Raw genomic sequence first — 21,360 nt, forward strand, 5'->3', positions numbered from 1 at the left:
CGATCCGCCTCCCGTCCCCCTCCCCCGGAGCCACCACATGACCGCTGCTCCCCACCGCCCCCGGCCCGACACACCGCCGGGCCCCCCGGTCCGCCCCGGCCGCACGCGCCACGTCCCGCTGTACGGGCCGGGCCTCGACGGTGACGGCCTGCCCGCCCTGTACGAGCGGCTGCGCGTGGAGCACGGGCCGGTCGCGCCCGTCGCCCTGGCCCCGGGGGCACGCGCCTGGCTGGTCATGGGCTACGGGGAACTGCTGCGGGTGGCGCGCCGTGAGCAGGAGTTCAGCCACGACCCGCGGCACTGGCGCCTGGTACACGAGGGGCGCGTGACCGCCGACTCGCCGCTGCTGGCCTTCTTCGGCTGGCGCCCTGCCCTGATGTTCGCCGACGGGTGGCGGCACCGGCGGATGCGGGCGGCGGTCGCCGACGCGCTGGGCCGGGTCGACGACGGTGAGCTGGGCCGCCTGGTGCGCGAGACCGCCGACCGGCTGATCGACTCCTTCACCGGGCGGCACGAGGCCGATCTCGTACCGCACTACGCGCACCGCCTGCCGGCGCGGGTCGTCGCCCGGCTGCTGGGGGCGGACGAGCAGGTCAGCCGCAGACTGGCGGAGGCCGTCGCCGGCACAGCCGCCGCCAACGCCGACTCCCCCCACGCCGGGCGCCGGCTGGAGCGCCTCCTGCTGGCCCTGCTGCGGGAGAAGCGGCGTGCGCCCGGCCCCGACCTGGCCTCCTGGCTGCTGACGCACCCCGCCTCGCTGCGCGAGGAGGAGGTGCTGCACAACCTGGTGGTGACGGTGGTGGCGGCTCACCAGGCGACGAAGAACTGGATCGCCACCACACTGCGCCTGCTGCTGACCGATCCGGCCCTGCGCTCCTCGCTGGACGGCGGGTGCCTGACCGTGGACGAGGCGCTGGACCTGGTGCTGTGGCGGTTCCCGCCCACCCAGAACTTCCCCGGCCGCTACGCCCTGCGCGATGTCCGCCTGGGCCGGCAGGAGGTGCGGGCCGGGGACATGCTTGTGCTGGGGCTGGCCGCAGCCAACGAAGATCCGGAGGTGCTGCCCGCGTGCGGGCGTCCGGTGACGGGCAACCGCGCGCACATGGCGTTCGGCGCGGGGCCGCACGTCTGCCCTGCCCAGCCGCAGGCCCGGCTGATCGCGCGGACGGCCGTGGAGGTGCTGCGGCGGCGGCTGCCCGGCCTGCGACTGGCCGTGCCCGAGGAGCGTCTGGCCTGGACGTCGTCGCCGTGGACCAGCGGTCTGGCGGCGCTGCCCGTCCGGTTCACCGCGCCGTGGTCCGCGGCCGAGCCCACCGCCTCCCGTACGCGCCTCGCGTGCGGCGACCCGGGAGACCGGCGCCGGGGGTGAGACGGGACGGCGGGCTGCCGGCGAGGACCCGCCGGAGGGCGGTCGTGTCCGGTCCGGCCCGTGGACCGACGGAAGGTCCGCCGTCGCGCGACCACCCGGACCTGTCCGGAACCCCACGGACTCCCGGTACCGAAGATCGATCAGACTTCCTCTGTTCTCAAGCCAGTTGACGAGTAGGATCGCTGCGGTCCCGGGCCCGCCCGGATAGGTGGGAACCAGACTGGTTCTGATCGCTTCGTCTGAGAGGTCGTTGTCGCCAGTGGTGAGCCGGCAAGCGGGGGGACGAGAATTCTGGTGGCCGGCCGTGGTGGTGTCCGCCGTCTGCGGAGCAGCGGTCGCGGTGGGGCCGGCGGTCTTCCTCCCCGCCGGACGGTCTGCTCCCGTTCCCGGGTGGTTCGCCGCCGGCACCGGCGTCCTGGCGGTGGCACTGGTGCTGTGCCTGGCCGGACTCCTCCGGCTGCGCGGGCGGACCGGTGAGCTCCTGGAACAGGTCGCGCGGGAGCACGCCCTGGCCGCCGCGCGGAGCGCCGAGGTGGTTCGTCTGGCATCCGTTCGGGTGCCGGCCATCGCCGAGCGGGTACGCGAGGGACGCGGCCTGGACGGGGTTCCGGGCCCGGCCCTGCCCTCCTCCGAGACGGGCGGCGAGTTCGCCCGGGCGCTGGAGGACGTGGTCCGGGCGCTGGGATCGGACGAGGCGGTGCGCCGGGAGCGCGCGCTGCGCGACTCGGTACAGGCGGCCTTCGAGTCCGTCGCCAGGAACATGCACGTGATGGCGACGGTGCAGCAGCAGGTGCTGGACCGCGTCGAGCGGTTCATCAAGGACCCGGACCTGATGGCCGAGGTGATGAAGGCCGACCACGCGGCGGCCCAGATGACCCGCAAGGCACAGACGCTGCTGGTGATGTGCGGGGTTTGGCCGACCCGGCGCGAGTCGCGCCCGGTGTCGCTGTTCGACTGCGTGCGCGGCGCGCAGTCGCGGATCGTGGAGTTCGGCCGGGTGGAGGTGCACGGCGGACAGAACCTGTACGTGGTGCCGCCCGCCGTGGAGGGGCTGATGCACGCCACGGCCGAGATCCTGGAGAACGCCACGGTCTTCTCACCCTCGCGTACCCAGGTCGTCGTCTCGGTCCGCGAGGTGGCCGCGGGCGCGGTCGTCGAGATCGACGACGCGGGCCTGGGGATGCCCCCCGACGTGATGGAGCAGGCGCTGCGGCAGCTGCGGAGCGGTCTGGACCTCACCGAGCTGGGAGCCGTGCCCCGGCTGGGGCTCGCCTGCGTGGGCCGCTGGTCGCGGCAGCTCGACTTCAAGGTGGAGCTGACGACCGCCTCGGCGTACGGCGGGACCCGGGCGGTGCTGTTCGTACCGCACCGGCTGCTGACCGAACCGATCGACCGGGAACCGGCGTTCCTGGCCGCGCCCGCCAGCGGGCACACCCGTCCGTGGGAGGCCGCACCCGCCCCGGAGCGTGCGGAGCACCGGGAACACCCGCAGCGGACCGGCGGCGAGGGGGAACGGACTCCCACAGGCCTGCCGCGGCGGCGCAGTCGGCGGCGCTCCCCGGCCGACCCGCTCGACCCGCGCGACCCGCAGCCCCTGTCTCCGGGCGGGCACCGCACGGAGGCCGCCGACGGGCCTCCCCCGACTTCCCGGGCTCCCTGGTCGCCCGAGGCCGCGGGCGCTTCCGTGGCCGACATCGTCTCCGGCGCCCGGCGCGGCCGGGCCGAACTGGAGAGTGCCCCGCAGACCGACGAACGAGAGGAAGGCCGGTAGTGGCCGGAGCCATAACGAGACTGCCCGACGTGGGCTGGATGCTGCGTCCTCTGACGGAGATCCCCGGGGTGCGCCACGCCGTCGTGGTGTCCGAGGACGGGCTCCGCCTGGGACACGCCTCCGCCGAGGGACTGTCGGGCCCGGTACCGCACCTCGGCGTGGACGAGGCCGAATCGCTCTCCGCCGCCTGCGCGGCGCTGACCATGACAGGACTGTCCACGGTGTCCCTGCTCTTCGGCCGGGGAGCCGGTGTGCGGCAGCTGATGCTGGAGTCCGAGGACGGGTTCGCTCTGTTCACCTCCGCCGGCACCGGCGCCCATCTGGGGGTGGCCACCGAGGCCGACGCCGATGTGGGCCTGGTGGCCCAGCAGATGCAGGTGCTGGTCGCGAAGATCGGGGCGCACTTGAGCAGTGGGCCCCGCGACGCGGCGGACCGGCCGCATGAGGGATGACGAGCAGGAGCGAGGCACGTCCGCGATACGCCCCTACGTGATCACGAAGGGGCGTTCGGGCGTCTCTCGGGACCTGCCCTGGGAGACGCTCGTCATCGCCTCCGGCGTCACGCCTCCGGCCACTCTCCAGCCGGAGTACCTGCGGATCGTGGAGCGCTGCCGGGGCCTGCTGTCGGTCGCGGAGATCGCCGCGCACCTGGGCCAGCCGCCGCCGGTGGTGCAGGTTCTGCTGGCCGATCTCATCGAGTGGGGGCTCGTCGAGACCCGGCCGCCCGTCCCGCCGGCCCGGCATGCCGATGTTTCCCTCCTGAGAAAGGTGCTTCATGGGCTCGAGAGCCGCCTCTGACACGTCCGCCGCCGGTGTGCGCCCGGACGGCCGCGCCGCCCCTCCGGGTCCGGCAAGCTCCCCGGACTCCGGAAAGTCCGGCGTGTACGTGCGGTCGAGCGTCGCGGGCGCGGCCAAGATCCTGGTCGTCGGACCGTTCGGGGTGGGAAAGACCACCCTGATCGGCGCGGTGTCGGAGATCAGGCCGCTGTCCACCGAGGCCGTGATGACCCGGGCGGGCGCCCGAGTGGACACCGGCGGCGAGCGGTCGAAGAGAACCACCACCGTCGCTCTGGACTTCGGGCGGATCACGATCGACGGCGAGCTGGTGCTCTACCTGTTCGGCACCCCCGGACAGCCGCGGTTCCTGCCCACCTGGCGGGAGCTGGCGCGCGGCGCCCTGGGTGCGCTCGCCCTGGTGGACACCCGCGACCTGGAGGCGTCCTTCGACTCCATCGGGCACCTGGAGGACCTGGACCTGCCCTTCAGCGTCGCCGTCAACCTGTTCCCGGACAGCCCCCGGTACGCGGAGGGTGAACTGCGGGCCGCGCTGGACCTGCTGCCGCACACCCCGCTGGTGGTCTGCGACGCCCGTGACGGCGAGTCCTCCCTCAGGGCCCTGATCTCCCTCGTCACCCATCTCGTCAACTCCGCCACGGACTCGGAGCCCTCATGACCGTTCCCTTCCCCGACCGCACCGGCACCGGGCCGCCGCCGGGCTGCCCTGCGCACGGAGGTCCCGCCCCGCTGTACGGCCCGGGTCTCGACGGGGACAACCTGCCGACGCTGTACGAGCGGCTGCGCGCGGAGCACGGGCCGGTCGCGCCCGTCGCCCTGGCCCCCGGCATCCACGTCTGGCTGGTCATCGGCTACCGGGAGCTGCTCCGCCTCGCCCGCGAGGAACAGGACTTCAGCCACGATCCGCGGCGCTGGAACCTGCTGCGCGAAGGCCGTGTCCCGGCCGACTCCCCGCTGATGGCGTTCGTCGGCTGGCGCCCTGCCCTGATGTTCACCGACGGGCAGCAGCACCGGCGGATGCGGGCGGCGGTCGCCGACGCGCTGGGCCGGGTCGACGGGCACGAACTGCGCCGGACGGTGCGGGCCACCGCCGAGCGGCTGATCGACTCCTTCGCCGGGCGGCACGAGGCGGACCTCGTACCGCACTACGCGCACAAGCTGCCCGTCCAGGTCATGGCGCGGATGCTGGGCGTGGACGACCGGACCGGGCGGCAGCTGGCCGAGGCCACCGCCGGAATGGCCGCCGCCAACGCCGACTCCGCCCGCGCCAGCCGCCGCATGGAGAGCGTCCTGCTGGAGCTGATCAGGGAGAAGCGGTGGCGGCCCGGCCCCGACGTCACCTCGCGGCTGTTGCGGCATCCGGCCCGCCTCAGCGACGAAGAGGTGCTGCACAACATCGTGGTGATGATCGTCGCGGGCAACCAGACGACGAAGAACTGGATCGCCACCACACTGCGCCTGCTGCTGACCGACCCGGCCCTGCGCTCCTCCCTGACCGGCGGGCACCTGACCGTGGACGACGCACTGGACCTGGTGCTGTGGCGGTTCCCGCCCACCCAGAACTTCCCCGCCCGCTACGCCGTCCGCGACATGCGCTTCGGGGGACAGGACATCCGCGCGGGGGACATGCTCGTGCTGGGGCTGGCCGCCGCCAACACCGACCCGGAGGTGCTGCCCGACGGCGCACGCCCGGTCACCGGCAACCGCGCGCACGTGGCGTTCGGCGCGGGACCGCACACCTGCCCGGCGCAGGACCCCGCCCGGCTGATCACCCGTACCGCGGTGGACACCCTCCGGCACCGTCTGCCCGACATGGAACTGGCCGTTTCCGAACAGCAGTTGTCCTGGGCCTCGTCGCCCTGGACCAAGGGTCTGGCGGCGCTGCCCGTCCGCTTCACCGCGCCGCAGTCCGACCTCGCCACCGCGATCCCACAGGGAGAGTCCAGATGACCGAAGCCGCCACCGGCGCGGCCGGCCCCGCCGAGCCGTACGTCCTCGACCCGCGCGGCACCGATCCGCACCCGGTCAACGAGCAGCTGCGCGAGCGGGGGCCGGCCGCGCCGGTGGTGCTCCCCGGCGGCGTCGACGGGTTCGTCGTCACCGGGCACGATGAGCTGAGGGATTTCCTGGGGCACCCCCACGTGGCCAAGGACGCCTGCCACTTCGCCGCCCTCCGGCGCGGGGAGATCCCCGAGGGCTGGCCGCTGCGCACCTTCGCCACCGTCCCCGGCATGACGACGGCCGACGGTGCGGACCACCGGCGGCTGCGCTCCCTGGTCACCCGGGCGTTCACGCCTCGGCGTGTGGAGCTGCTGCGGCCGCGGGTGACGGAGCTGGTCGGCGAGTTGCTGGACGACCTGGCCGAGGCGGCCGACGAAGGGGGCGGAACCGCCGACCTGCGGCGGCACTTCGCCTTCCCGCTGCCCATGAGCGTGATCTGCGAGCTGCTCGGCATCGGCCCGGAACCGAGGCTGCGGCTGCACAGGCTCTCCAACCTCATCGTCAGCACCGACATCTCCCCCGCCGAGGCCGTGGCCGCGAACCGGGAGATCATGGCGATCCTCGCCCAGGTAGCGGCGGATCGCCTCGCCGACCCCGGCGACGACCTCACCAGCGCCCTGATCGCCGCGCGTGAGGACGACGGCGACCGGCTGAGCGAGGAGGAGCTGGTCGGCACCCTGCTGCTGATGATCGTCGCTGGGCACGAGACCACCCTCAACCTGATCACCAACGCGGTGCGCGCCCTGTGTGCCCACCGCGACCAGCTGGAGCTGGTCCGCTCCGGCCGGGCCGGCTGGGACGACGTGGTGGAGGAGACCCTGCGCCACAACAGCCCGGTCAGCTACTTCCCGTTCCGCTACCCGGTCCGCGACCTGGAGGTGGGCGGCACGGTGATCCCGGCGGGCACCCCCGTGCTGGCCGGTTACTCCGCCGCCGGGCGCGACCCGCGGGCGCACGGGAAGGACGCCGACCGGTTCGATGTCACCAGGCCACCGAGCCGCCACCTGTCGTTCGGCCACGGCGCGCACTACTGCCTGGGCGCCCCCCTGGCCCGGCTGGAGGCCACCACCGCGCTGGAGGCGCTGTTCACGCGCTTCCCCGGCCTGGACCTGGCACGGCCGGAGGAGGAGCTGCCCCGGCACCGCAGCCTGGTGGGCAACAGCGTCCAGATCCTGCCGGTCCGGCCGGTCCCGTAGAGGACGGACGCGGGCCTCGGCCCACCGGGCTCACAGCCGGGGGCCGGGTGCGCTGAGGGCAGTGTTGCCGCCGGGAAACAGCCGTGATGCGGGTGGGAAACAGCCGGATCGCACGCTTTCCGCATGACGCCGACGAAGCGTGTGGTGGTGATCGGCGGCGGGATGGCCGCCGCCCGGCTGGCCGGGCAGCTCTCCGCCGCCGGCGTCCCCGGCACCGGGGGCGTCGGCGGCGCGGCCGTGGATCTGACGGTCGTCGGCGAGGAGCCCCACGCGCCGTACAACCGGGTGCTGCTGGCCGAGGTGCTGGCCGGGCGGTACGCGCCGGAGGTGATCGGTCTGCCCGCACCGGCCGCCACCCGCTGGCTGCGCGGGGTGCGGGCGGTGCGGCTGGACCGGGCCGAGCGGCTGGTGCGGTGCGACGACGGCTCCTCGCTGCCCTACGACACCCTGGTACTGGCCACCGGTTCCAACCCCGTGCTGCCCCCGCTGCGCGGGCTCTTCCCCGACGGCGGCGGGCGCGAACTGCCCCGCGGTGTGCACCCCTTCCGCACCATGGCCGACTGCCGGGCGCTGGCGGCGGCGGCACGGCCAGGGGTGCGGGCCGTCGTCGTCGGCGGCGGCCCGCTCGGGGTCTCGGCCGCCCGCGCGCTGGCCGGACGCGGGGCGTACACCGTCCTCGCCCACCAGGGCGAGCACCTGATGGAGCACCACCTGGACGCCCGCGCCTCGGCGCTGCTGCGCGGGCATCTGGAGGATCTGGGCGTCGAGGTCCACACCGAGTGCCGCGTCCGGGGCCTGCTGACCTCGGGGCACGCCGGCGAGGGGGCCGGCGGAGGGGCCGTGGCCCGCGGCGTGGAACTCGCCGACGGCTACCGGCTGGAGGCCGAGCTGACCGTCCTCACCTGCGGGGCGCGTCCGCGGACCGGGCTCGCCGGGGCGGCCGGTCTGGAGGTCCGCGACGGAATCGTCGTGGACGACGAGCTGCGCACCGACGATCCCCGGATCCACGCCGTCGGCGACTGCGCCGAGCACGGCGGGAGGGTCTACGGGCTGGCCTGCGCCGCCCAGGAGCAGGCCGACGTACTGGCCCGCGTCCTGCTGGCGGACGGCACCACGGACGGCCCGGCGGGCGGTGTCGCGGGCGGTACGACGGACGGCGCGGCGACCGGCACGAGGCCCCCCGCGTACACCGGCACCCGGGCGCTGACACGTCTGACCCTCGCCCCGCCCCCCGCCGGCCCCGGGAGCGCGCTGGACCTCGCCTCGTTCGGCGAGACCGTGCCCCGCGCGGGCGACGAGGTCGTCCGCCTCGCCGATGCCACCCGCGGCGTCTACCGCAAGGTCGTCGTCCGCGGCGACCGGCTGGTGGGCGGCATCCTCCTGGGCGACCTCGGTACCGTCGGCGCCCTCGCCCGCGCCTGGGAGGACGGCGAGCCGCTGTCCTCCGCTCCGCCGCTCCACCTGCTCACCAACGATGGAGGCCTGTAGAGATGCCACGGACGCCACGCCCCACGATCGTGCTCGTCGGGCACGGGATGGTCGGACAGCGGTTCCTGGAGGAGCTCGCGAGCCGGGAGGTGACCGAACGGGCCCGGGTGGTCGTGCTGTGCGAGGAGCCCCGGCCCGCCTACGACCGCGTGCGGCTCACCTCGTACTTCTCCGGCCGCACGCCCGAGGAGCTGTCCCTGGTGGGCGAGGGCTTCATGGAACGGCACGGCGTCGAGCTGCGACTGGGCGACCCGGCGGTCGCGATCGACCGCGAGGCGCGCACCGTGACCTCGCGCGCGGGGCTTGAGATCGGCTACGACGTCCTGGTGCTGGCCACCGGCTCCTACCCGTTCGTGCCGCCCGTGCCGGGCAGCGACAGCACCGGCTGTTTCGTGTACCGCACAGTGGAGGACATGCTGGCCATCGAGGAGTACGCGCGGGGAAGCCGGACGGGGACGGTCGTCGGCGGGGGTCTGCTGGGCCTGGAGGCGGCCGGCGCGCTCAGCGGTCTGGGCCTTGAGACCCACATCGTGGAGTTCAACCCGCGTCTGATGGCCCTCCAGGTCGACGACGGCGGCGGCGCCGCCCTGCGCCGCACCGTCGAGGGGATGGGCCTGACCGTCCACACCGGCGTGGGCGGCGAGGAGATCACCGCCGGTCCGGACGGCGCCGTCACGGCCATGACGCTGTCGGACGGCTCGGCGATCGCCACCGACCTGGTGGTCTTCTCGGCGGGCGTGCGCCCCCGCGACGAGCTGGCCCGCGGCTGCGGCCTGGAGGTCGGCGAGCGCGGCGGGATCACAGTGGACGAGCGCTGCCGCACCGCCGACGCGGCGGTGTACGCCGTCGGCGAGTGCGCCAGGACCGTGGACGGCAGGGTCTACGGCCTGGTGGCGCCGGGCTACGAGATGGCGCGGGTGGCGGCCGAGACCATCGCCGGGGAGACGGGAGGCTCGGGCGGTACGGAGGGCACGGACGGCACGGGGGCCTCCTTCACCGGCGCCGACACCTCCACCAAGCTCAAGCTGCTGGGCGTGGACGTGGCGTCCTTCGGCGACGCGCTGGGGAAGGCCGAGGGCTGTCTGGACGTCGTCTACTCCGACTCCCGGGCCGGGGTCTACAAGAAGCTGGTGGTCGCCTCCGACGGCACCCTGCTGGGCGGTGTGCTGGTCGGCGACGCCGAGGCGTACGGCACGCTGCGCCCGCTGACCGGCAGCGTCCCGCCGGTGGCGCCCGAGCGGCTGGTGCTTCCGGCCGGGGCCGGGGCGCCGGTGGCGCTGGGACCGTCCGCGCTGCCGGACGACGCGATGGTGTGTGGCTGCCACAACGTCACCAAGGGCGCCGTCCGCGCGGCCGTCACCGACCACGCGTGCACCACGGTGCCCGAGGTGAAGAAGTGCACGAAGGCGGGCACCGGCTGCGGCAGCTGCGTGAAGGTGCTCACCAGGCTGGTCGAGGACGAGCTGGAGGCGAGCGGTGTCACCGTCGACAAGGGCCTGTGCGGCTGCTTCGCCCACACCCGCGGCGAGCTGTACGAGATCGTCCGCACCCGGCGGCTGTCCACCTTCGCCGAGCTGCTGGACGGCCACGGCCGTGAGGAGGCCCGGGGCGGGGAGGGCTGCGAGGTCTGCAAGCCGGCCGTCGCCTCGATCATCGCCTCGCTCGCCCCGGCGCTGGGGGCCAGCGGCTATGTCCTGGACGGCGAGCAGGCGGCCCTCCAGGACACCAACGACCACCATCTGGCCAACATCCAGCGCAACGGCTCGTACTCGGTCGTGCCGCGCGTCCCCGGCGGCGAGATCACACCCGAGAAGCTGATCGTGATCGGTGAGGTGGCCCGCGACTTCGGCCTCTACACCAAGATCACCGGTGGTCAGCGGATCGACCTGTTCGGCGCCCGGGTGGACCAGCTCCCGGCGATCTGGGCGCGGCTGGTGGCGGCCGGCTTCGAGTCCGGCCACGCCTACGGCAAGGCGCTGCGCACCGTGAAGTCGTGCGTGGGGCAGACCTGGTGCCGCTACGGGGTGCAGGACTCGGTGCGCATGGCCATCGACCTGGAGCTGCGTTACCGGGGCCTGCGCGCGCCGCACAAGCTGAAGGGGGCGGTCTCCGGCTGCCAGCGCGAGTGCGCCGAGGCGCGGGGCAAGGACTTCGGCGTGATCGCCACGGCGAACGGCTGGAACCTGTACGTGGGCGGCAACGGCGGTGCGACCCCGCGCCACGCCGACCTGCTGGCGAAGGACCTGTCGGACGCGGAGCTGGTCCGGCTGATCGACCGCTTCCTGATGTTCTACATCCGCACCGCCGACCGGCTGGAGCGCACCGCCGCCTGGCTGGAGCGGATCGAGGGCGGCCTGGACCACGTGCGCGACGTGGTCGTGCACGACTCACTGGGACTGTGCGCCGAACTGGAGGCCCTGATGGCCGGCCATGTGGCGAACTACCGCGACGAGTGGGCCGAGACGCTGGGCGACCCCGAGCGACTGCGGCGCTTCGTGTCCTTCGTCAACGCCCCCGGCGCGCCGGACCCGTCGGTGCGGTTCGTCGCCGAGCGCGAGCAGGTCCGGCCCGATCTGACGCTCTTGTCCGGGCCCGACATCCCCGTCCGCACACTCAAGGCCCTCGAAGGGAGCGCGGCCCGATGACCACGGCCACGACCGACGCGACGACCGACGCCTCCGGGGAGGTCCGGCCGGCAGGGACCCGGGTGGAGGTGCGTGCCGAGGGCGGCTGGGCCGCGGTGTGCGCCCTGTCCGACCTGGTGCCGGGGCGGGGGGTGGCGGCGCTGCTGCCCGACGGCGGGCAGATCGCCGTTTTCCGGGACCGGGCGGGCCGGACGTACGCCCTGGGCAACCGCGATCCGTTCACCGGCGCCTATGTGCTCTCACGCGGGCTGCTGGGCTCGGCGGGCGGGCGGGCGTTCGTGGCCTCTCCGCTGCTCAAGCAGCGCTTCGACCTGACCACGGGCCGCTGTCTGGACGACGACGCGGTCTCGGTGCCGGTGTACGCCGTCCGCACACGCTGAGGGGCTCCGGGGAGAACAGCGGGAAGCGTGGTGGCGGCGGGAGACGCGGGAAAGCGCCCGGGAACGCTGGAAGGACCCGGCCGCGGCCCGTGTGGGGCAGGCCGCGGCCGGGGCCCGGCTCTGCCCCGTCCGGCACGCCGACCGTCCTGCCCCGGCGGTCCGGCGCACCGGACGGGAAACGGTGTCAGCCCGCGGCGCACTCCTGTCCGCCGAGGCTGACGCGGGTGCCGTCCTGGGCGGCGCCCGCGCTGGTCCGGAAACCGAAGGAGACCGTCCCGCCGGCCGGGACCGTGCCGTTGTGGACGGCGTCGGTGACGGTGATGCCGGAGCACCGGGAGACCGTCAGGCAGGCGTCGGCCACCGCGCGGTAGTCGCGGGCCTGCCACTGGAGCTTGGAGCTGTCGGACGGCATCCGCATCCGGATGTCCAGCTCGGTGGCCGCGACCTCCAGGCCCGGGTCGGCGAAGCGCTGGAGGTTCCGGCGGATCGCCTGGCCGTTCACGTTGCCGACGATGAGGTGGTTCTGGAACCCGACGCCGTCGATCGGCACGTCCTGCGCCAGCAGGTCCCTGACCAGCCGGTACAGGCCGTCGCTCTTGACGTTGACCGTCTCGGTGTCGTAGTCGTTGATGAACAGCTTGGCGTTCGGGTCCGCGGCGCGGGTGGCCCGGAAGGAGTCCGCGATGCGGGAGGGGCCGAGCCGCTGGTAGAACTTGCTCTGCCGCGGCGAGCCGTCCTCATCGAACGCCTCGTTGACCACGTCCCAGCGCTGGACCTTGCCGCGGTGGCGGCCGGCCTGGGTGGTGACGTGGTCGGTCATGATCCGGCGCAGCTCGCTGTCGGAGAACGACCCGTTCCGCAGCCAGCCGGGCATCTGGCTGTGCCAGACCAGGGTGTGGCCGTGGACGAGCTGATCGTTGTCCTGGGCGAACCGCATCAGGCGGTCGCCCCCGGCCCGGTCGAACCGGCCGCGCCGGGGCTCGACCGCCTCCCACCTCATGGTGTTCTCGGCGGTGACGCTGTCGGACTCGGTGCTGACGATGCTGCTGTGGGTCCCGTTGCCCAGCAGGCCGTCGTTGACGGCCGTGCCGATGAAACGGCCGGTGGACTCGGCGACCTCGCGCAGGGAGGGGTCGGCCGCCCGGCTCGGAGCGCTGAACCCGAGGGTCAGAGCCGCCGCGGTGACGGAGACGGCTACGGCCGCCCGGGCTGAACGACGTACCGTGCGCACACGGTGCTGCCTCATGCTGGGGCCCTCTCTCGACGCCCCGGAACTCTTTCCGGAAGAATGTTGGAAAGTTTCGAGAGTGCGCCGGGAACGGCAGAGCCGACGGGAGCGCCCGTCAACGGTGTGCGCGTGTGGAGGAGAAAGCATGGGAGACGGCATGACGGACGGCGCGGTCGCCGCGGTCGGCGAAGTCGCGGAGCAGAGGATGGCACCCATGGTGGAGCAGAAGGTCACGATCACGGCGATCGCCCAGGAGGCGGGGGTCTCGGTCCCCACCGTCTCGCGCGTGGTCAACGGCCGCTCGGACGTCGCGCCCGCGACCCGGGCCAGGGTCGAGGAGCTGCTGCGGCAGTACGGCTACCGCCGCCGCACGGCCTCCTCCGGCGACCGGCCGGCCCTGATCGACCTGGTCTTCAACGATCTCGACAGCCCCTGGGCGGTGGAGATCATCCGCGGCGTGGAGGAGACCACGCACGAGGTCGGCTTCGGCACGGTGGTCTCGGCGATCCACGACCGCGCGGGCTCGGCCCGGCAGTGGATGCGCAACCTGCGGGCCCGCGCCTCCGGCGGCGTGATCCTGGTGACCTCGGTCCTGGAGCCGGTCCTCCACGAGGAGCTGCACCGTCTGGGCGTGCCGCTGGTCGTGGTGGATCCCTCCGGCTCCCCGGCCCTGGACGCGCCGACGGTGGGCGCCACCAACTGGGCCGGCGGCATGTCCGCCACCGAGCACCTGCTGGAACTGGGCCACCGCCGCATCGGATTCATCGCCGGGCCGCCGAGACTGCTGTGCAGCCGCGCCCGCCTGGACGGCTACCGCGCCGCGCTGGAGGCCGTCGGCGTCGCGGTGGACGACCGGCTGATGGTGCCGGGCGACTTCTACCACGAGTCCGGCTTCAACGGATGCAACCGGCTGATGGACCTGGACGAGCCGCCCACCGCCCTGTTCGCGGCCAGCGACCAGATGGCGCTGGGCGCGATCGAGGCGCTGCGGCGGCGCGGGGCGCGGGTGCCGGAGGACGTCAGCATCGTCGGGTTCGACGACCTTCCGGAAGTCCGCTGGTCGGCTCCGCCCCTGACGACGGTACGCCAGCCGCTGGTGGAGATGGGCAAGGTCGCGGCCCGCACCGTACTGCGTCAGGCCAGGGGCGAGGAAATCGACTCCCCTCGGGTCGAACTCGCCACTGAGCTGGTCGTTCGCGCCAGCACGGCACCACTGCGGGACTGACCCGGGCAGCGGGCCGGACAACCCCGCACAACGGGCGCATCACGCCGCCGGGCCACAGGACCCCTTTTTGTCAGACCTGTTGACACCGCTGGGACGCGTACGTACTTTCCCACCACCACTACCGATAATTTTCGGATTTCTTCCGGAAGGTACGCGATGCGAACAGCAGTACAGGGATCGGCCGTGAGAGGCCGCGGGGGACTCGGACGGCGGCACGCCGCCAAGCTGACGGCAGCGGCTCTGGCAGCCGCCATGCTCACCGCCTGCGGCAGCGGCGGCCCGGGCGAGGAGAAGGCCGGCGGCACCCTGGAGGTGTGGGTCTACCAGGACGCCTCGACCAAGGTGCAGCGCGAGGCGGTCGAGCGGTTCAACGAGACCTCCGACGTCAAGGCCGAACTCGTCGAGGTGCCCGGCGAGGGCTACCAGGACAAGATGCGCAGTGCGATGGGCACGCCCAACGCGCCGGATGTCTTCTTCAACTGGGGCGGCGGCAGCATCAGCGATTTCGTCGAGAAGGACATGCTGGTCGACCTCACGTCCGAGATCCAGGAGGACGACAGGCTCAAGGACGCGTTCCTGCCCTCGATCCTCAACGCGGGCAAGGTGAACGACAAGATCTACGGCATCCCGATGCGGGGCATGCAGCCGGTGGTCCTGTTCTACAACAAGAACGTCTTCGAGAAGGCCGGCGTCCGGCCGCCCGAGTCCTGGGACGACCTGCTGAACCTGGTCGACACCTTCGAGAGGGAGGGCGTCACCCCCTTCGCGCTCGCGGGCACCGACGCCTGGACCGAGCTGATGTGGGTCGAGTACCTGCTGGACCGCACCGGCGGCGCCGAGGTCTTCCAGCGCGTCCAGGACGGCGACTCCTCGGCCTGGGGCGACCCGGCCGTGCTGAAGACCGCCGAGACCATTCGCGACCTGGTGGACCGCGGGGCGTTCGGCAAGAACTACGCCTCGGTCAACTACACCGCCGACGGCGCCTCCACGCTCTTCGCCAAGGGCAGGGCCGCCATGCACCTGATGGGCAGCTGGGAGTACTCCAACCAGCAGGCCAATCAGAAGGAGTTCGCCCACAAGGGCCTGGGCTGGACCACCTTCCCCGCCCTCCCCGACGGCGAGGGCGACCCCAGGAACGTCGTGGGCAACCCCACCAACTTCTGGTCGGTCAACTCCAGGCTGAGGGGCGCCGAGCGCGAGGCCGCCCTGGAGTTCGTCAAGACCGCCGCCGAGGACTGGTACGCCGAGTCCCTGGTGGACAACGGCGACGTGCCAGCCAACTCCGGCTCCGAGGACATGCTCACCGGGCACCCCGCCCCCGACTACGCCCTCTTCCAGTACGACCTGGTGCGCGACGCCCCGGACTTCACCCTCTCCTGGGACCAGGCCCTGCCGGCGCGGCAGGCCAGCCCGATGCTCACCAACATCCAGAAGCTCTTCAACAAGCAGCTCGGCCCCGAAGAGTTCGTCGACGCCATGAAGGCCCTGAAATGAGGCAAGCACCAACCGCGGCGCCGCGCGTGGGCCGCCCGGGCATCGCCTGGGCGGTCCCCGGCGTGCTGTTCTTCATCCTGTTCGCCGTCGGCCCGATGGTGCTGGTCGGTTATCTGTCCTTCACCGGCTGGGACGGTCTGGGCGACTTCCCCTCGATCAGCGGCACGGGCAACTGGGAGCGGCTGTTCAACGACCCCACCATGCGGCAGGCCGTGTGGCTGAGCATCCTGCTCACCGGCGTGAGCTGGCTGATCCAGACGCCCGTCGCCCTGCTGCTGGGCGTGTGGTCGGCCGGCCGGCAGAAGAACAGGGCCGTCCTCAGCGCGATCTTCTTCCTGCCGCTGCTGGCCTCATCGGTGGCGCTGGCGCTGCTGTGGAAGTCGCTGCTGGACCCCAACTTCGGCCTGATCTCCGACATCGGCCCGTGGCTGGGGATCGCGGACGGCAACCTGCTCGGCACCGGCGACGGCGCCTTCGCCGCCATCGCCTCCGTCGCCGCCTGGCAGTTCATCCCGTTCCACACCCTGCTCTACCAGGGCGGCGCCCGGCAGATCCCCAAGTCCTTCTACGAGGCCGCCTCCATCGACGGGGCGAGCACCGTGCGGCAGTTCCTCTCCATCACCCTGCCGCAGCTGCGCAACACCATCATCACCTCCTCGGTGCTGATGGTCGTCGGCGCGCTGACCTTCTTCGACACCGTCCTCATCCTGACCGAGGGCGGGCCGGGAACGGACACCACGATCGTGCCCTACCTGATGTACGAGACCGGCTTCCAGGCGTACGACATGGGCTACGCCAGCGCCATCGCCACCACCCTGGTGATCGTCGCCACCGCCATCTCGCTGCTGATGGTCCGGGCGACCGGCTTCAGCGGGATGCGCAGCACCCGGGAGGGGATGTGAAGACCGACGTCCGGCCGGAGCACCAGCCCTCCCCCGCCGCCGAACGGGCCGAGACGCCCCGGGCGCGCAACGGCCGGGGCCCGCTCGGCAGGCTGCGCCGCGTCCGCGAGTGGAACATGCCGGCGGGCATCGCCTCCGTCGTCTGGCTGGTCGTCGTCGGCCTGCCGCTGTACGTCCTGATCCTCACCACGCTGCGGGACCGCGACTCCTACTTCGACGAGGGCGCGCTCAGCCTGCCCGGCGACCTCACACTCGACAACTACCGCACGGTGCTGGAGAGCGACTTCCTCACCTATCTGCTCAACACCGCGGTCGTCACGGCCGCCACCGCGGCGATCGTCATCGTGCTCTCGGTGGGCATCGGCTACACCGTGGTGCGCACCCTCAGCCGGACCTCGCAGCGGATCTTCCAGTTCTTCCTGCTGGGCCTGGCCATCCCCGCCCAGGCGGTGATCATCCCGGTCTACCTGCTGATCACCGAGATGCGGCTGTACGACAGCCTGCTGGCGATCATCCTGCCCGTCTCGGCGTTCTGCCTGCCGGTGTGCGTACTGATCCTGTCCTCCACGATGCGCGACATCGAGGAGGAGATGTACGAGTCGATGGCCCTGGAAGGAGCGGGCCAGACCCGCGTCCTGCTCCAGCTCGTCGTGCCCCTGTCCCGGGGCGGGATCTCCACCGTCGGCGTCTACGCGGCGCTGCAGGCCTGGAACAACTTCCTCTTCCCGCTGATCCTCACCCAGTCGCGCGAGAGCCGGGTCCTCACACTCGGCCTCTACGACTACGTCGGCCAGTTCCGGGTGGACATCCCCGCGCTGCTCGCCGCGGTCGTGCTGTCGATCGCGCCGATCTTCGTCGTGTACCTCTTCGCGCGCCGTCAGCTCATCAACGGCCTCATGGGCGCCGGCGGGCGCTGAGTCCCACCGGAACGCGCGAGACCCGCTGACGCCTGACAAGGAGCCTCATGCATCACCACCTCTGGCAGGACACCTCCCGATCCGTCGAGGAGCGCGCCGCCGATCTGCTGTCCCGGATGACCCTGGAGGAGAAGCTCGCCCAGCTCTCCAGCGTCTGGCCGGGTTCCGAGTCCGACGGTGAGGATGTCGCCCCGCTCCAGCACGAGGTCTCCGAAACCGTCGACCTGGACGCCCTGCTGCCCCACGGTCTGGGCCAGCTCACCCGGCCCTTCGGCACCGCTCCCGTAGAGCCGGCCGAGGGCGCCCGGGCCCTGGTGGCCTTCCAGACGAAGGTCACCGCGGCCAACCGCTTCGGCATTCCCGCCCTCGCCCACGAGGAGTGCCTGACCGGCTTCACCGCCTGGCAGGCCACCGTCTTCCCCACCCCGCTGGCCTGGGGAGCGACCTTCGACCCGGCGCTGGTGCGCGAGATGGCCGCGGCCATCGGCGACTCCATGCGCTCGGTCGGCATCCACCAGGGACTCTCGCCGGTCCTGGACGTGGTGCGCGACCCGCGCTGGGGCCGCACCGAGGAATCCATCGGCGAGGACCCCTACCTGGTCGCGACGGTGGCCACCGCCTATGTGGCGGGCCTGGAGTCCACCGGGATCGTCTCCACCCTCAAGCACTTCGCGGGCTACTCCGCCTCCCGGGGCGCCCGCAACCACGGCCCCGTCTCGATCGGCCCGCGCGAGATGGCCGACGTGATACTGCCGCCGTTCGAGATGGCGCTGCGCGAGGGCGGGGCCCGCTCGGTCATGCACGCCTACAACGACCTCGACGGCGTCCCGGCCGCCGCCCACTCCGAACTCCTCACCGATCTGCTGCGCGAGGAATGGGGTTTCGACGGCACGCTGGTCTCCGACTACTTCGGTATCTCCTTCCTGGAGATGGCCCACCGCGTCGCCGACTCCCCCGCCCGCGCCGCCGCCCTGGCGCTGGCCGCGGGCGTGGACGTCGAGCTGCCGGGCCTGCGCTGCTACGGCGAGCCGCTGCTGAAGGCGGTGCGTTCCGGCGAGGTGCCCGAGGAGCTGGTGGACCGCGCGGCGCTGCGGATGCTGCGGCAGAAGTGCGAGCTGGGCCTGCTCGACCCCGACTGGTCGGCCGCCCCGCCCGCCGCGTCCGCGGACACCGTGGACCTGGACCCGCCCGCGATGCGGGCACTGGCCCGGCACGTGGCCGAGGAGTCCGTCGTCCTGCTGGACAACTCCGGCGGTGTGCTCCCCCTGCACCCCACCGCCCGCATCGCCGTGGTCGGCCCGTACGCGGACGAGCGGGCCGCCATGCTGGGCTGCTACAGCTTCCCCCGGCACGTGGGCGTCGAACATCCCGAGCTGCCCCTCGGCGTGGAGATCCCCACGCTGCTGGACGCCCTGGGCGCCGAACTGCCCGGAGCGGTCCTGACGGACTCCCCCGCCGACGCCGATGTCGTCGTCGCGGCGCTCGGCGACCGCTCCGGCCTCTTCGGCCGAGGCACCTCCGGCGAGGGCTGCGACGCGGCCGATCTCACCCTCCCCGACGGCCAGGCCGCGTTCCTGGACGACCTGCTGGAGAGCACCGGCAAACCCGTGGTGCTGGTGCTGCTCACCGGCCGCCCGTACGCGCTCGGCCGGTGGGGGAGCCGGCTGGCCGCCGTCGTGCAGGCGTTCTTCCCCGGCGAGGAGGGCGGACCGGCGGTCGCCGGGGTCCTCACCGGGCGGGTCAACCCCTCCGGGCGGCTACCGGTCAGCGTGCCGCGCGGCACCGGCGGCCAGCCGTGGACCTACCTCGTGCCGCCGCTGGGCCTCAAGGGCGACGCCAGCAACATCGACCCGACCCCGCTGTACCCCTTCGGGCACGGGCTGTCGTACACCTCCTTCGAGTGGGAGGCCGCGGGCACGGGCACGGACACGCTGCCCACCGACGGCTCCGCCGAGATCCGCCTCACCGTGCGCAACACCGGCGAGCGGGCCGGCACCGAGGTCGTCCAGCTCTATCTGCACGACCCCGTGGCGCGGGTGGCCCGTCCGGTCGTCCAGCTGGTCGGCTACACCCGGGTGACACTGGAGCCGGGGCAGGCGGCCGAGGTCGTCTTCGACTTCCACGCCGACCTGGCCTCGTACACCGTGCGGCCCGGTCAGCGGGTCGTCGAGCCCGGGGCGGTGGAGCTGCGGCTGGCCGCCTCCAGCGCCGATACGCGCCATACCGTGCCGCTGACCCTGACCGGGCCGGAGCGTACCGTCGGCTTCGACCGCCGGATGACCTGCGGGGTGGAGGTCCGCGCCCTGCACAGCCCTGATCCGATCGGCTGATCCGGGCCCCCGAGCCGGCACCCGCCCCGCCCCCGGTGTACTCCCGGACTCCTTCACCGGCCCGCGCGCACTGGGCCTGCGCGGCGCGCCCGGTCCGTCGCCGCGCGCCCGCGACGACGACGCCTCCGCACGGCTGTGGGAGACCTCCGAACGGCTCACCGGCGTGCGCTACGACATCCCCGCACGCTGAGCCACGCGTCCGGCGCGGCGACCGGTGTTGGGGCAACCGGCCGCCCCGCGCGGCTGATTGTTCATGTCCTGTCAAATCGGTCCTCCTACCGTTCCACGTCGTTCGCCCCCGCGCCCGACCGGCCGCGGGGCCAGACGACTTCGGTGGAGCAACCATGGAACGTCGCAACTTCCTGCGCGGAGCCGTACTCACCGGATCGGTGGCCGCCTTCGGCGGCTCCCTGTGGCGCGGAGCCTCCCACGCCGCGCCCGCCCAGCCCGGCACCGGGCCCTACGGGGCCCTGCGGTCGGCCGACGCCAACGGCATCCGCCTGCCCCAGGGGTTCAGCAGCCGGGTGATCGCCCGCTCCGGGCAGAGGGTGCCCGGCACCTCCTACACCTGGCACAACGCCCCCGACGGCGGCGCCTGCTACGCCGACGGCGGGGGATGGATCTACGTCTCCAACTCCGAGATCAACCCCGGCGGCGGCGCGAGCGCCGTCCGCTTCGACTCCTCCGGAACGATCACCGGCGCCCACCGCGTCCTGTCCGGCACCCGGCAGAACTGCGCGGGCGGCAGGACTCCGTGGAACACCTGGCTGTCGTGCGAGGAGGTCGACCGGGGTTACGTCTACGAGACCGACCCGTGGGGGGTGACACCCGCCGTGCGCCGCTCCGCCATGGGCCGCTTCAAGCACGAGGCCGCCGCCGCCGACCCGGTTCGCAAGGTGATCTACCTGACCGAGGACGTATCCGACGGCTGCCTGTACCGCTTCCGCCCCACCACCTGGGGCGACCTGTCCTCGGGGACACTGGAGGTGATGACGGGCGGCTCCGGCACCTCCGGCTCCATCGGCTGGGCCCGCGTCCCCGACCCGTCGGCATCCTCCACCGCCACCCGCCACCAGGTGTCGGCGGCCAAGCACTTCAACGGCGGTGAGGGCTGCCACTACGCCGACGGCACCTGCTGGTTCACCACCAAGGGTGACGGCCGGGTATGGCAGCTCAACGCGGCGGGCGACACGATCGAGCTGGCCTACGACGACTCCCTGGTCTCCGGCACCGCTCCGCTGACGGGTGTGGACAACGTCACCGCCTCGTCCTCCGGCGACCTCTTCGTCGCCGAGGACGGCGGCAACATGGAGATCTGCGTGATCACCCCGGACGACGTGGTCGCGCCGTTCCTGCGGATCGGCGGCCAGTCCTCCTCGGAGATCACCGGCCCGGCCTTCTCCCCCGACGGCTCCCGGCTGTACTTCTCCAGCCAGCGCGGCACCAGCGGCAGCAGCTCGGGCGGCATCACCTACGAGGTGCGCGGCCCGTTCCGCTCCTGAGCCCGGGCGCGGGCGCGGGCGCGGCGGGTACGCACGGGGTGGTCTCCGGCCGGGCCCGGGCTTCCGGCCGTACGCCATGCCGCCGGGGCCGCCGTGCGCGCACCCCGCCACCCCCGG

The 21,360-nt window shown here is 73.1% G+C and carries 17 protein-coding genes and 1 pseudogene; 17 read left to right on the top strand and 1 reads right to left on the bottom strand.

Going from position 1 to position 21,360, the window contains the following annotated elements:
- The first annotated feature begins 37 nt into the window (after positions 1–37).
- The 10 genes from LJ221_RS02570 (at position 38) to nirD (ending at position 11,645) form a co-directional block, all read left to right on the top strand.
- A complete protein-coding gene (locus LJ221_RS02570) occupies positions 38–1,369 on the top strand; it encodes a cytochrome P450 (protein ID WP_241713331.1) in 1,332 nt (443 codons plus the stop codon).
- A gap of 304 nt (positions 1,370–1,673) precedes the next feature.
- Positions 1,674–3,140, top strand: a complete 1,467-nt coding sequence (locus LJ221_RS02575; RefSeq protein WP_374228353.1) for an ATP-binding protein — start codon at positions 1,674–1,676, stop codon at positions 3,138–3,140.
- Positions 3,140–3,592, top strand: coding sequence for a roadblock/LC7 domain-containing protein (locus LJ221_RS02580; protein WP_241713333.1), 453 nt, complete (start codon positions 3,140–3,142; stop codon positions 3,590–3,592). Before LJ221_RS02575 ends, LJ221_RS02580 begins: the two co-directional genes overlap by 1 nt.
- Complete coding sequence (locus tag LJ221_RS02585; protein WP_241713335.1) at positions 3,582–3,938, top strand: DUF742 domain-containing protein; 357 nt, start codon at positions 3,582–3,584, stop codon at positions 3,936–3,938. Before LJ221_RS02580 ends, LJ221_RS02585 begins: the two co-directional genes overlap by 11 nt.
- Positions 3,939–4,020: 82 nt before the next feature.
- The gene (locus LJ221_RS02590; protein ID WP_241713337.1) at positions 4,021–4,593 is read left to right on the top strand and encodes an ATP/GTP-binding protein; all 573 of its coding nucleotides are present in this window, start codon (positions 4,021–4,023) and stop codon (positions 4,591–4,593) included.
- Positions 4,590–5,885: a cytochrome P450 gene (locus tag LJ221_RS02595; RefSeq protein ID WP_241713339.1), complete on the top strand. Its 1,296-nt coding sequence runs from the start codon at positions 4,590–4,592 to the stop codon at positions 5,883–5,885. Before LJ221_RS02590 ends, LJ221_RS02595 begins: the two co-directional genes overlap by 4 nt.
- Positions 5,882–7,132: a cytochrome P450 gene (locus LJ221_RS02600; RefSeq protein WP_241713341.1), complete on the top strand. Its 1,251-nt coding sequence runs from the start codon at positions 5,882–5,884 to the stop codon at positions 7,130–7,132. Before LJ221_RS02595 ends, LJ221_RS02600 begins: the two co-directional genes overlap by 4 nt.
- A 123-nt stretch (positions 7,133–7,255) precedes the next feature.
- Complete coding sequence (locus LJ221_RS02605; RefSeq protein WP_241713343.1) at positions 7,256–8,620, top strand: NAD(P)/FAD-dependent oxidoreductase; 1,365 nt, start codon at positions 7,256–7,258, stop codon at positions 8,618–8,620.
- Between the two features lie 2 nt (positions 8,621–8,622).
- Positions 8,623–11,265: a nitrite reductase large subunit NirB gene (gene nirB / locus LJ221_RS02610; RefSeq protein WP_241713345.1), complete on the top strand. Its 2,643-nt coding sequence runs from the start codon at positions 8,623–8,625 to the stop codon at positions 11,263–11,265.
- A complete protein-coding gene (gene nirD, locus LJ221_RS02615) occupies positions 11,262–11,645 on the top strand; it encodes a nitrite reductase small subunit NirD (protein WP_241713347.1) in 384 nt (127 codons plus the stop codon). The genes nirB and nirD overlap by 4 nt, the downstream gene beginning before the upstream one ends.
- Positions 11,646–11,829: 184 nt before the next feature.
- Here nirD and LJ221_RS02620 read toward each other — a convergent pair whose 3' ends face one another.
- Positions 11,830–12,891 (bottom strand): endo-1,4-beta-xylanase, encoded by a 1,062-nt coding sequence (locus LJ221_RS02620; protein WP_241713349.1) that lies wholly within the window; start codon positions 12,889–12,891, stop codon positions 11,830–11,832.
- A 187-nt stretch (positions 12,892–13,078) separates the two neighbouring features.
- Between LJ221_RS02620 and LJ221_RS02625 the strand changes: the two genes are divergently transcribed.
- From LJ221_RS02625 to LJ221_RS02655, 7 genes and pseudogenes are all read left to right on the top strand, one after another.
- Positions 13,079–14,098, top strand: coding sequence for a LacI family DNA-binding transcriptional regulator (locus LJ221_RS02625; protein ID WP_241713370.1), 1,020 nt, complete (start codon positions 13,079–13,081; stop codon positions 14,096–14,098).
- Positions 14,099–14,350: 252 nt separating this feature from the next.
- Complete coding sequence (locus tag LJ221_RS02630; RefSeq protein WP_241713371.1) at positions 14,351–15,592, top strand: ABC transporter substrate-binding protein; 1,242 nt, start codon at positions 14,351–14,353, stop codon at positions 15,590–15,592.
- The gene (locus tag LJ221_RS02635; RefSeq protein WP_241713351.1) at positions 15,589–16,494 is read left to right on the top strand and encodes a carbohydrate ABC transporter permease; all 906 of its coding nucleotides are present in this window, start codon (positions 15,589–15,591) and stop codon (positions 16,492–16,494) included. The genes LJ221_RS02630 and LJ221_RS02635 overlap by 4 nt, the downstream gene beginning before the upstream one ends.
- Entirely contained in the window at positions 16,491–17,411 is a 921-nt protein-coding gene (locus LJ221_RS02640; protein WP_374228354.1) for a carbohydrate ABC transporter permease, read from the top strand. The genes LJ221_RS02635 and LJ221_RS02640 overlap by 4 nt, the downstream gene beginning before the upstream one ends.
- A gap of 47 nt (positions 17,412–17,458) precedes the next feature.
- On the top strand, positions 17,459–19,741 hold the full coding sequence (locus LJ221_RS02645) for a glycoside hydrolase family 3 N-terminal domain-containing protein (RefSeq protein WP_241713352.1): 2,283 nt from the start codon (positions 17,459–17,461) through the stop codon (positions 19,739–19,741).
- A pseudogene (locus tag LJ221_RS02650) lies at positions 19,731–19,931 on the top strand (short-chain dehydrogenase); the annotation flags it as partial. The gene LJ221_RS02645 and the pseudogene LJ221_RS02650, both read left to right, overlap by 11 nt.
- Positions 19,932–20,085: 154 nt before the next feature.
- Positions 20,086–21,243, top strand: coding sequence for an alkaline phosphatase PhoX (locus tag LJ221_RS02655; protein ID WP_241713355.1), 1,158 nt, complete (start codon positions 20,086–20,088; stop codon positions 21,241–21,243).
- Positions 21,244–21,360 lie beyond the last annotated feature (117 nt).

Source organism: Streptomyces sp. CNQ085 (assembly GCF_022614595.1).
Lineage (GTDB): Bacteria > Actinomycetota > Actinomycetes > Streptomycetales > Streptomycetaceae > Streptomyces.